Source organism: Aetokthonos hydrillicola CCALA 1050 (genome assembly GCF_017591665.1).
Classification (GTDB): Bacteria; Cyanobacteriota; Cyanobacteriia; order Cyanobacteriales; family Nostocaceae; genus Aetokthonos; species Aetokthonos hydrillicola.
On the sequence record NZ_JAAKGC010000058.1, the window covers coordinates 19516 to 31831 of the forward strand.

At 41.2% G+C, this 12316-nt stretch carries 12 protein-coding genes; 4 read left to right on the plus strand and 8 right to left on the minus strand.

The annotated features are described in order from the left end of the window. Positions 1-111: 111 nt before the first annotated feature. Positions 112-756 (minus strand): signal peptidase I, encoded by a 645-nt coding sequence (gene lepB, locus G4P69_RS24280; RefSeq protein WP_208351799.1) that lies wholly within the window; start codon positions 754-756, stop codon positions 112-114. Positions 757-1101: 345 nt separating this feature from the next. Between lepB and G4P69_RS24285 the strand changes: the two genes are divergently transcribed. Continuing rightward, on the plus strand, positions 1102-2454 hold the full coding sequence (locus G4P69_RS24285; RefSeq protein WP_208351811.1) for a dihydroorotase: 1353 nt from the start codon (positions 1102-1104) through the stop codon (positions 2452-2454). A gap of 1308 nt (positions 2455-3762) precedes the next feature. On the opposite strand, the gene tsaE is transcribed toward G4P69_RS24285, so the two are convergent. Further along, complete coding sequence (gene tsaE / locus G4P69_RS24290; protein WP_208351828.1) at positions 3763-4269, minus strand: tRNA (adenosine(37)-N6)-threonylcarbamoyltransferase complex ATPase subunit type 1 TsaE; 507 nt, start codon at positions 4267-4269, stop codon at positions 3763-3765. Positions 4270-4331: 62 nt separating this feature from the next. Further along, positions 4332-5699, minus strand: a complete 1368-nt coding sequence (locus G4P69_RS24295; protein ID WP_208344345.1) for a gluconeogenesis factor YvcK family protein — start codon at positions 5697-5699, stop codon at positions 4332-4334. Positions 5700-5860: 161 nt separating this feature from the next. Between G4P69_RS24295 and ruvC the strand changes: the two genes are divergently transcribed. From ruvC to G4P69_RS24310, 3 genes are all read left to right on the plus strand, one after another. Then, the gene (gene ruvC, locus G4P69_RS24300) at positions 5861-6352 is read left to right on the plus strand and encodes a crossover junction endodeoxyribonuclease RuvC (RefSeq protein ID WP_208344344.1); all 492 of its coding nucleotides are present in this window, start codon (positions 5861-5863) and stop codon (positions 6350-6352) included. Positions 6353-6430: 78 nt separating this feature from the next. Further along, complete coding sequence (locus G4P69_RS24305; RefSeq protein ID WP_208344343.1) at positions 6431-6658, plus strand: hypothetical protein; 228 nt, start codon at positions 6431-6433, stop codon at positions 6656-6658. After that, on the plus strand, positions 6652-7080 hold the full coding sequence (locus G4P69_RS24310) for a type II toxin-antitoxin system VapC family toxin (RefSeq protein WP_208344342.1): 429 nt from the start codon (positions 6652-6654) through the stop codon (positions 7078-7080). The genes G4P69_RS24305 and G4P69_RS24310 overlap by 7 nt, the downstream gene beginning before the upstream one ends. Positions 7081-7269: 189 nt before the next feature. Here the strand turns inward: G4P69_RS24310 and folE are convergent, their stop codons facing one another. From folE to G4P69_RS24335, 5 genes are all read right to left on the minus strand, one after another. After that, complete coding sequence (folE, locus tag G4P69_RS24315; protein WP_208344341.1) at positions 7270-7986, minus strand: GTP cyclohydrolase I FolE; 717 nt, start codon at positions 7984-7986, stop codon at positions 7270-7272. Between the two features lie 241 nt (positions 7987-8227). Beyond that, the gene (locus G4P69_RS24320; RefSeq protein ID WP_208344340.1) at positions 8228-8953 is read right to left on the minus strand and encodes an SDR family oxidoreductase; all 726 of its coding nucleotides are present in this window, start codon (positions 8951-8953) and stop codon (positions 8228-8230) included. 453 nt (positions 8954-9406) lie between these two features. Next, on the minus strand, positions 9407-10384 hold the full coding sequence (locus G4P69_RS24325) for an acetyl-CoA carboxylase carboxyltransferase subunit alpha (protein WP_208344339.1): 978 nt from the start codon (positions 10382-10384) through the stop codon (positions 9407-9409). 69 nt (positions 10385-10453) lie between these two features. Then, on the minus strand, positions 10454-11473 hold the full coding sequence (locus tag G4P69_RS24330; protein ID WP_208344338.1) for a long-chain acyl-[acyl-carrier-protein] reductase: 1020 nt from the start codon (positions 11471-11473) through the stop codon (positions 10454-10456). 121 nt (positions 11474-11594) lie between these two features. Further along, entirely contained in the window at positions 11595-12290 is a 696-nt protein-coding gene (locus G4P69_RS24335; RefSeq protein ID WP_208344337.1) for an aldehyde oxygenase (deformylating), read from the minus strand. Positions 12291-12316 lie beyond the last annotated feature (26 nt).

Genomic DNA, 12316 nt, shown 5'->3' on the forward strand with positions numbered 1-12316 from the left:
ACGCCGCGTTGTACTAGACATTAATCTATGCGTCGCCGCTTCCAACTTAAAGCAAAGTGATATAAAGCGGCTGACCAGAAAATCTTTACCGCTTATGAAGCAACAAATTATTTATGACCCTGGATACAAGGGTGTTTTATCAATTTCTCCAATATGATTCAGCGGCCAAAATCTGAATATGGCACGACCGATAATATTATTGTTAGGAACAATACCCCAGCACCGGCTATCGTAGCTACTATTGCGGTTATCCCCTAAAACTAAGTAGGAGTTAGCTGGTATAGTTTGAGGACGAGACAGGAAAGGTGGTTGCTGCCCTGAGGTACAAACATCAGTTACTGTACGTTGATTAGAAGCAAGATACTTTTCGCGAAGAGGTTTGTTGTCAATATAAACTTTGCCCTCTCTAAGTTCCACCTTTTCTCCCGGTAAGCCAATCACACGCTTAATAAAGGCATCTTGATATTGCTCTTTTTGTAGTTCTTCTGTAGGAAGAAACACGACAATATCCCCCCGATGTGGGGAAGAAAATCTATAACTTAACTTATCAACAATAATCTTATCTGCTTCCCACTGGTTTGGGGTGCCATGTAAAGTTGGTTCCATCGAACCGGAAGGAATCCAACGGGCTTCAGCGACAAAGGTACGAATTCCTAGAGCTAGTACAATGCTCAATACAATGGTTCTACCTAATTCTGTGATCCAAGAGTTATCAGGTTTTTGGCTAGAATTGTTATCAGACACTTGGTTTTGCATGAAATTATGTAAGTAAAGACCTTAGATACAGGTAATTAACTCGCCGGAACAGGGATACTGTATTTGTTCATCTTAACTAGACAAATGAGTTCTGGTAGTTATGTTTTCCTGTAGATTAGGGCTCCTATAGGTCGGTATACATTTATTTTACTTCTGTGTTGTCAGGGTTCTCTGGATTTAGCAAGCTAAGCTTTTATTTCCTAAAAACAGATTATTCATCGTTAGAGAACCATATAGTTTTTGCATAAAGTAACACACACATTTATCCCTACATACTCAACAAAGTTTATGCTAAAGGGATAGTCTGCTCTCACGCTTTGTTCTAGGTTTAAGGTTTGATATCTCATGTCATCATCCATAAGTTTATTAATTCGCCACGCTCAAATTATTCTACCCAATGGGGAATTAATCATTGGGGATGTGCTAACACGGGATAACATCATAGCCGAAGTAAAACCAGAAATTTCTGATGCTACTCCAACCAGAGAAATTGACGCACAAGGGTTAACTTTGTTGCCAGGGGTGATTGATCCACAAGTACACTTCCGAGAACCAGGGCTCGAACATAAGGAAGACTTGTTCACCGCAAGTTGTGCTTGTGCTAAAGGAGGCGTCACTTCATTTCTAGAAATGCCTAATACAAAACCCCCAACGATTACCCAAGAAGCACTTGATGATAAACTTCAACGTGCCTCTCAAAAATCGCTTGTCAATTATGGCTTCTTTGTGGGCGGAACAGCAGCACATTTGCCAGATTTACTCTCAGCGAACCCAACACCAGGGATTAAAGTGTTTATGGGGTCGATGCATGGTCAGCTACTTGTGGATCAGGAAGCAGCACTCGAAGAAATCTTTGCCCAAGGCTTTGATGAAACTTCTACTGACACAGGCCGCTTAATTGCTGTTCACGCTGAAGATCAAGCAAGAATTAACCAACGACGAAAAGAATTTGCTGGAATTCATGATCCAAAAGTTCACTCTCAGATTCAGGATAATCAAGCCGCTTTGCTGGCAACTCAGTTAGCATTAAAACTTTCTAAAAAATATCACCGTCGTTTACATATTCTGCATATGTCAACGGCAGAAGAAGCTGATTTGCTGCGTCACGATAAGCCAGCATGGGCAACAGCAGAAGTAACGCCACAGCATTTGTTCTTAAATACTAGTGCGTACGAAAAGCTGGGTACATTAGCGCAAATGAACCCACCTTTGCGATCGCCGCACGATAACCAAGTTCTCTGGCAAGCTTTACGGGACGGTGTGATTGACTTTATTGCTACAGATCACGCACCTCACACGTTAGAAGAAAAAGCCCAAGAGTACCCGAACAGTCCTTCAGGAATGCCTGGTGTAGAAACTTCCCTCCCTTTGATGTTAACTGCTGCAATGCAAAAGCAGTGTACTCTTGCACAAGTTGTTCAGTGGATGTCACGAGGCGTGGCTCAGGGCTATGGAATTCCTAATAAAGGAGCGATCTCGCCTGGTTATGATGCTGATTTAGTTTTGGTTGATTTGAACGCATACCGCCCTGTTTTACGTGAAGAACTGTTGAGCAAGTGCGGTTGGAGTCCTTTTGAGGGATGGAATTTGACTGGATGGCCTGTAGTCGTGATTGTCAACGGTCAAATTGTCTATGATAAAGGTAAATTATATACCAGTATTCGAGGCCAACCTCTAAAGTTTAATCCTTATAAATGAGTAATAAAATATAAAATTTCTTATTTGGCATATTTTTTAGGATTAAAATATCTGTAATTTCACTATATATAGTTAGTTTAAAAATACAAAATCTAAGAACCGATTGATCTTGTATACGTTATCTTAAGGCTGCGCATTGATTGTCGAGAAATTGAAAATTTACATCTTTTATATACTATTAAGAGTTGCCTATTCAGTGTTTAAGCGAATAATTTTCCGCATCAATTAAGAGTCTATGTAATTATATTGAGTATTTTTTTCTCAGAAGATTTGTCATTAAATAAACAAGATTACAACACAAATTCGGTAAAATCAACATGTTATTTTTATATCCAATCCAGCTACAAAAGAGCTTATACAGGTTCTAAATTTTCGCTTTATTAAGCGTTAAAAAAATTTAATACTTATGATAGAACCTGTTTGAATAAATCACCAAATTTTCTCAACAAATGCTGCGAGCAGTGGCACGTAACTTTAGTTATGCGCTCAAAATTCATTTTATGGTGATTGCTAGAAACTTTGAAAATCAAGCTTTCTAGTACTTAGTCGCAAAATTCAGCAACAGAATTCGTTTATCAAAATCTAAAATCAACTTTTTTCTTGCTCATGACTTTTTATTTCTTAAAAGCGTGTTGTCCTGTTTTTTCAAACATCATAAGAATATAGTCTTTATTGATAAAGATGTAGCATGATAACCGACTTCTAATATTTGAGTCAATTGCAAGTAGAGAAGAAGTTGTAAATTAATTCTCGACTTTGTTATTGGTAAGCAGAGGTGTTGGGGAAAAGAATGCTATTTTGAGAGATGCAGGGTAGTTGGTTGAGCAACCGATCTGCCAGTGCTGGATAGTTGATAGATCACTTGCTAAATTCACAACAATTCTGCTCTGTCGTAGTTTAGCTGTCTGCGTAAATTTCAGTTCATAACAGTTTGTAGCGGTTCTTAGAGGAGCACAATCTGGCTGGAATACAGCTTTCAAAAATTTTTGCACTTGGCTGTATATCTCTTGATAAAAGAACAACTCTACTGAGACGTTCTTGAATCTAATACAAATCTCGATGGACACTTACGCGATTACACTCATATAATCGCTTACATGAGACTAAAATCCAGCACATAAGCGTGTTGGAAGAATAAGCTGTCAAACAATTCTGCAATACATTTTTGGTAAATAAGATGACAATGTTAGTTTTATCGTGTGATGAACGGGGTAGTGGCAGATTTAACCAAAATTAGGGGCTTACTTCTAACGATCTCGGTTTGCTATGGCTCACACCAAGGTGCCAACTCCTGCAAAAGTGAACTCCCTAAATTGACTCATTGGGTTTGCCCGTCTCTCCCAATCTCGCCGCATCTCTATCTCTCCTCATCCTCAATTCGGGGATGGTGCAATTGAATGGTGTAAATTCAGCTTGACGAGTGTTTTCATTTTCATACCTTAAACGCACGTTGAGATAAGTGTCAGGCTTGTATGGCATTCGTTGCGCCCATTCAATTGCCACAATTCCTGGCGTAACCTCAACGCCTTCCCAATAGGTTTCTAAGTTCAAAGAGACTATATCTTTCGGTTCTAAACGGTATAGATCTAGGTGGTAAAGGGGAAGGCGTCCTTCAGTATATTCATTGATTAAGGTGAAAGTAGGACTAACAATTGGAAATGGGATCCCTAAACCTTGAGCGATCCCTTGTACTAAGGTAGTTTTACCAGCACCTAAATCACCCTCTAGTAAAATGACGGTGCCAGGAGTTAATATTTGACCTAGAGCGATCCCAAGAGATCTAGTTGCTTCTGCATCTGGGAGGAAAATTATCATAACTCTTTATAAGATTTTACGCATTGCTAGAACAGCCAAGCATTAACCACTAACAATCAGCTTTATCTGCCGTGATGAGTAGCACTATACCAGCGTAGTAACACACGTGCGAGTTTTTGGGAATCATGACGTATACAACCTGTTTCATCTTCGTACATGATATTGGCTGGGACTATTCGGCGTCCTAGTTGTGCAACGGCTTCGCGATCAAGGAAGACGGGATGAGAATTTTGCCCAGCATAACGGACTAGTGCACGGGGACTCGGAGATTTTTTGTGTACAAGTACGGCATTAAATAAGCGTTTGCCACAAGTAGCATCAATGGCTCTAATGTGGTCAGCAACAGTGTATCCTTGAGTCTCGCCGGGTTGAGTCATGATGTTGCAGACATAGATCCGGGGCGCAACGGATGCGGCGATCGCGTCAGCGATTTCTGTGACTAGTAAATTAGGAATCACACTAGTGTAAAGACTACCAGGGCCCATAATGATATAGTCTGCTTCTTTGATGGCTTTAATAGCTGCTGGTAGTGCTGGCGGATTAGACGGTTCACAACCGATTTTAACAATATTACCTCCAGCGGCGGTAATATTAGATTCACCTTCAATAAGACGACCATCAGCTAATTCTGCCCAGAGGCGAACATCACTAAGAGTAGCTGGCAAAACTTGCCCTCTAATAGCTAAGACTTTAGAACTGGCGGTGATCGCGCGTTCTAGATCACCAGTAATATCACTGAGCGCTGTCAAAAATAAATTGCCAAAACTGTGACCTGTTAAACCATCGCCAGCACGGAAGCGGTACTGAAATAATTCTGTTAATAGCTTTTCTTCATCTGCAAGTGCAGCCAAACAATTACGAATGTCTCCTGGCGGCAAAACCCCAATTTCTCGACGTAACCTTCCTGAAGAACCTCCATCGTCCGCTACAGTAACAATCGCAGTAATATTAGCGCTGTAACTTTTTAATCCCCTAAGTAATGTAGAAAGTCCCGTACCGCCACCTACTACTACAATTTTCGGTCCTCGGTACAAGCGGCGATGTGCTAGTAAAACATCAATGAGTTCTTCATCGCCTTCTTGCCTTAGCACCTGAGTAATTGAGCCTACTGTGCGGGTTTGTCCTAGGAGAATCAACAGCAAGCCACCCAACAAAACAAGTGGGCCACTAATATAGTAAGGTACAATGTCGGTGATTAGTCCCAAAAAGTTCTTCAGGAACTCAATCATCCAAAAAATAGGGGTCAGCTTAACCGAAATAGCTAACCCCAGACTGGCTAGAAGTACACCCCCCACAGTAATGAGTAGCCAGCGTTTTACTGCTAAACCTGGCGATAGCCATTTAAACCATTGATTGACTCGGTGGGAAGTTCGTCCGCGTGACTGCTTTTGCAGGGTGCTTAGGGCTTGTCTAAGAAAACCGATTGACATACCTTATATAGAGCAGTGGTATCAACAATGCTTAACTCAAAATGTACACTAGCTAACTGAAAAACCAAGCATGTAATTATTACATTTTGACTGAAAGGGCTTAGCCCAAGTTGCCAACATTCGTTGTAAAACGATACCCAGACTTGGTTAAAGTAAAGTAAATGGAAAAGAAAATTTTAGGATTAGATCCGGGTCTGGCTATTTTAGGCTTTGGGGCAATTATTTGCCAACAAAATCAAACCAAGGTTCAAGATGACAGTGTAACCCTACTAGATTTTGGTGTCATTAGCACCCCAGCTAATACTGAAATGGGACAGAGGCTATGTACTTTATATGATGATTTGCACATCCTGATTGCTGAAATAAAGCCTGATTTGGTAGCAATAGAGAAACTATTCTTCTATCGTATGTCAAGTACTATCTTAGTTGCTCAAGCACGGGGAGTGTTAATGTTGGTATTAGGGCAGTGTCAGGTTCCAATTATAGAGTTTACACCTGCCCAAATCAAACAAGCTTTAACGGGATATGGTAATGCTGACAAATACGAAGTCCAGCAAGCGGTGGCACGAGAGTTAAGTTTAGATCAAATTCCTAAGCCTGATGATGCAGCAGATGCCCTGGCTGTGGCATTAACAGCTTGGTTTCAGGTGTAGTTGTGAACAAGATGAATAAATTCTAAATTCAAAACAGCAATTCACAAAAAAATCACCCGTTCCCTATTCCCCAAATCTATGAAATGCACAATCAACCTACCCGATATCTTAGCCCAAGAACTAAACCAATACTTAAAAGATAATCCCAATCAAACCCTTGATAGTCTCATACAAGAAGCACTAGAAGAAAAACTGACTAGCAAAAACTTATCTAAACTTCTTAACTTAGCCGGAATTGTCAGCGAATCTCCCACAAATGCCAGCAATAACCCTGAAGACTTGACAGATATCATTAATCCATGCTAAGGCCCCTTTATCAACTGGTGATTGATGCTGGTCCCTTAATCGCCCTGTTATACTCTAAAGATCCCCAACACGCAGAATGCAGAAGCGGCTTTAAACAACTTGCTCAAGCAAAAGTCAGAGTTTATATTCCCATTCCTATTTTGTTTGAAGTATATAAATGGTTGCTACACACAACCAACCCCACGATAGCCCAAGACAGTCTTAGCATCATGGTAGAAAGCTTACACCTCACCCCCATTAACGAAGTAGACTTGCTCGAAATCTGCTCTTTACTAACCACAATTCCCAATTGGCAAGGAAGCTTAGAAGATGCAACCGTGATTTGGGCTGCGCATAAACGTAAATGTCCTGTATGGACAATTAATTATCGAGACTTTGGCAGCTTTAGCGACCTAGAGTTTTGGAATCCCAACCCTATTTAACTTGAGAAGATAAATGTTTCTACTTCTACCATCCGTGCCCTACAAGAATTACTGACAACAGGCAAAGCGCCCACTACAGACATTAACCCCTGAAAACAGATTAGATTCTGGGAGTATTGTTTGAGGCTCTAGAGCTTAAAACTAATGGGATTTCCGAAAACTCAGCCAGCCCTCGGTATCCCATTAGTTTTAAAAGAATGCTGGTTGGTGGCGAATTAAATTAAAGAATTCTTCGCGAGTTTTCTGTTCGTCTTGGAATACTCCTAGCATTGCACTAGTAACAGTCCAAGATCCAGGTTTTTGAACACCACGCATTACCATACACATATGAGCTGCTTCAAGGACAACGGCAACTCCGTGAGGTTCTAAAATCATCTGAACAGCTTCAGCTATTTGGCGAGTTAATCTTTCTTGAACTTGTAAACGTCGCGAGTACATTTCAACAATTCGAGCAAGCTTACTTAAACCCACAACTTTTTGCTTTGGGATATATGCAACGTGAGCTCTGCCCATAAACGGCAACATATGATGTTCGCACAAGCTAAAGAAATTGATATCTCGAACTAGTACCATCTCATTATGACCTTCATCAAAGATGGCATTGTTAACGATTTCTTCTAAAGATTGGTTATAGCCACTGGTAAGAAACTTCATTGCTTCAGCTACACGGTAGGGTGTTTTAAGAAGTCCTTCCCTTTCAGGATCTTCTCCAACACCTACTAGTATGTTTTTCACAGCATCCATCATCAGATCCATGTGGTCTTCTGTTGGTGGATGTAGTTCAGGTTGTCGACCATTATGAGTATTACGATCTGGTCTGGTATTGATAGCTTCTGCTAAATCGGAAATTAAAGGAAGTTGAGAACAATTGGAACCGTTGGAACCGTTGGAACGAGCAATAGTCATGATCAGAGCCGTCTTTGGAATGTGAAGTATATAAATGATTTCGGGGCAACGCTTGGCTATGTTTACTCAGCTTATAAGCTGAGACGCCTGATCTGGCGTAAGCACATGCGTTGAACACTACTAGGAGAGTTAGCAGAACCAAGTTTTGGTGGTTGGGTTTACCCACGTCTTTCTTAACTCAAGGGTTACACCCACCACGAACCAGAGGATTACAACTAACAATCCAAAATCTCAAAATTAATTAAAGAGCACCCGCTGTAGGCATCAGCGTTAATTCCTCAATTACTGCCTGTTGTGGTAACAATGCTGTATGTACAATTGACTGAGCAACAATCTCTGGGGTTAACATTTTTGACCTGTCAAAATTGGCTTTAACAGTTTGTGTATCCCATAGCTCAGTATTCACCGCACCAGGGCAGATGGCAGTAACACGTATCCCATGAGCGCGTTCTTCTTGGGAAAGGGTTTGAGAAAGAGCAATCAAGCCTGCTTTGCTGACGTTGTACGCTCCCCAGTTTGGAAATGCCTTTTTGGCAGCAACGGAGCTGACGTTAATAATGGTTCCTGTACCGCGATCGCGCATTGTTGGTAAAACTGCCGTAATGCACTGAAACACGCTGGTTAAGTTTAAATCTATGACCTGTTGCCAGTCAGACAAAGGAGTTTCACATAAATTTCCGGTATACCCGATACCAGCATTATTTACCAGAATATCTACTTCGCCAAAGTCAAGCAAAATTGCTTGTATTTTTTCTTTGACTTGAGAGACACAAGCTAGATCCACAGAATATGCTTTTGTTTCTACCCCAGTAGACTGTACGGCTTCACAAACTGCTGTTAGCTTATCGTGATCGCGGCTTACTAGGGCAACATTTATTCCTGCTTTTGCAAAAGCTAAAGCTGTTGCTTTGCCAATCCCACTGCTTGCCCCAGTAATCAGGGCACGTCGTTTTTGCTCAACACTCATGCTAACTCCAGTTTTTCAGGCTCTGCCTTAATTAGAAAGAATACAGGAGTCAGAATGGCTTCTAAATTCTGGCTTCTGAATTCTGACTCCTTCTTTAATCGCATCGCCACCTTATTATTTAAGTTTCTTGGGTTGGATAGATTAAAAAATCTTAAACATCAGATGATTTTCGCTATAACAACTGCTATAGTGTATTGGCGTTGTGTGTGTTTCACAGGTTTTTTATTTTCCTCTCTAACATTAAAGTAATTCTTCTGTTTGCCCGCTTTCTAACCCCTGATATTTGATGAACTCGTTGCAGTCTCATAAAGACCCTTCTCATAAGGGTTTAACTCTTATGAGCAATAACGAAAAAATGCAAACACCTACGGCTCTTCAAGATTGTTAAGAATCTTTACCTTGCCATAGGCATTATAGCACTGATGCTTTGCTAATCAATCATCTCAAGACTTGTTAGTGGGTAACTTCAGTGAAAACACCAATCTTGCGAAATTTTTCGTAGCGCATCAGTCGAAGCTCTTGAGCACTTAAGCTTTTAAGCTCCTCTAAGTTATCCAACAGAAATTGCTTGAGGGTAGTAGCTGCTCCCAAAGGGTCAACATGAGCACCACCAACAGGCTCAGGTAATATCTGGTCGATAATTCCTAATGTTTTGAGATCGTGTGAAACAATTTTCAGAGCAACAGCTGCTTGGGGAGCTTTAGCTGAGTCTTTCCATAGGATGGCGGCGCAGGCTTCAGGCGTAGCAACGGTATAGACGGCGTGTTCAAACATTAACAAACGATCTCCTACACCAATACCTAGTGCGCCGCCAGAACCACCTTCACCAATCACTGTGCAAATAATAGGCACATCTAAGGAAAACATCTCCCGCAAATTATAGGCGATCGCTTCTCCTGCACCTTTATCCGCCTCCAGCGTAGCCAAAGCTCCTGGTGTATCAATAAAAGTTAAAATTGGCATCCCAAACTTGTTTGCGTGTTTCATCAACCGCAAAGCCTTGCGATACCCATTAGGTGAAGCCATTCCAAAGTTACGAGCAATGTTGTCTTTAGTGTCACGCCCTTTTTGATGACCCAACATTACTACAGGTTGCCCGCCCAAACGACCAACGCCACCAATTAAAGCCCTATCGTCAAAGCCATAGCGATCGCCATGTAACTCCATCCATTCTTCACTGATTGCTTGAATGTAATCAAGAGTACTAGGTCGGCGAGGATGACGAGCAACTTGCAGCCTTTGAGAAGGCGATAGACTACTAAAAATTTCCTCACGCAGTTGCATAGCGCGTGCTTCTAATTTACGAATTTCATTAGAAACATCGACGCCATTTTCTTCTGCTAGGTGCCTAATTTGCTCAATTCGATTTGTCAGTTCTGCCAGGGGCTTTTCAAAGTCCAACAATAGCGGTTTACGCTCAGAAGTAGCCATTTTACCGAGTTAGATGTGTTGAGTATTGAGCCTTCAAGGAATTAAAAATTAAAAATTGATTTTTAATTTTTAAACTAGCAAGGGTCGAAATCCATGTTTTACCGATACTTGACCAATCTGCTCCATTTTTTCTACAGTAATCTGATTGCGCCCCCAAGAAAAGTTAGTATGTAACTTCTCAAACTCCAACAGCATTGACTCTGCAAAACAAGCAAATAACTGACGTGCAGGAACATCCATGTTGACAATGCTCATAATTTTCCAGTCAATATCCAAGGAATGTTCCACAATGCCTCCATTGAGTACAGACAAACCAGGACGCTGTATTTTGGTCGCTAGATTTTTCGGATAACCCCCATCAATTAACAGACACTCTGGCTTTAAGACGTTCGGATCAATTTCGACTCCTTTGGGCATACTGGCAACCCACACTACAATATCAGCTTCGGGCAGAGCTTCATCCAAAGCCATAATTTTTCCACGTCCTAGTTGGCTTTGCAAATCGTGGAGGCGTTCTTGATTACGAGCTATTAACAAAAGTTCTTTAACATCTGTTCTAGCATCCAGCCAACGACAGATAGCACTACCAATATCCCCGGTAGCGCCACACACAGCTACAGTCGCTTTTGATAGTTCAATGCCTACTTGCTTCGACGCTTGCTCTACCTGGCGACAAATAATGTAAGCAGTATGAGTGTTACCTGTGGTGAAGCGTTCAAACTCTAGTTTTATATTGCGGACTTGCCTAAACTGCTCTAAGTTAAAGTTTTCAAAAATAATCGAGGAAAACCCTCCTAGAGCTGTAATATTGATTCCATGCTTCTGAGCATGAGCCATAGCATTGAGGATCTTGCGAGTTGCTGCCTTGATGCGACGGGTTGCCAGCATTTCTGGCAAGAAGCAAGATTCTACATACCGCCCCTCGATTTTCTGCCCAGTAACACTGGTGACAGTAATGTTATCGACTATTTGAGGCGGTGCACTACACCAAAAATCTAACCCTTGATCAGCATATTCTGGGTAGCCTAATTCTCTGGCTACGGCTTGGGCGTGTTCTAAACTTGTAAGATGTCCAATTAGACCAAACATGAACTATTTATTTAGGCTTGTCCTTGCTTTGTTTTGATAACTAACTATTAAATTGGTATTGGGCATTGGAAATAGAAAATCATTTTTTTAATGCCCCACACCCGATTGCTCACCGATTCTGCTATGCCGCAGTGAGTCCGTATGCTGACATACGCATAATGTCACGGGTTGTAAAACCTATGTTACTGAGAGCTTCACCGTATTGAATCATAAAATCTTCCACCAGAGCGTCTTTTTCCATGACCAATGTACGCGCATCTTCTTCAACTTGGTTGAGCATTTTCCAAACTAGGGGTAAGTTTTGGCGGTTAGCTGCTTCTAGCTCTGCTTGCGATTCTGTAAAATGTTCTTTCAACCAAACTTCGCCAAAGTTCAGGTGGGAATATTCATCTTTTACTACGTTCTCAGTAATTTTACGAGCATATTCATCCGCAACTGGAATGTAAATATGGTAAGCAGCGATCGCGAAACATTCGATAATTAAAGATTGGATCAACAAGCAAGTAACAACTTTTCCCTCAGACGCTGCCTTTTGAAAATTATCGTGCAATTGAGCAAAAAATTCCTTTGCAAATTGCATATCAGGTGCAACTTCTAGGTTACGCCCACAAGATTCAAATCCTTTTTTGTGGCGATTTTCCATTTTGGACAGCTTAATGAGTTCTTCCTGATGTCCTGGCAACAGTTCGGCAAGCCGAATATAATTCTCGTATGCTTGTTGTTCTCCTTCTATCACAATTGCATTAATCCGGCTATAGGCATCTTTGTAGGTTTCACTTTTGTAATCGATTTCAGATTTTGTAGGTAGCTGCTGCATTGTTGGTCACTCCAGTAATGTGAATC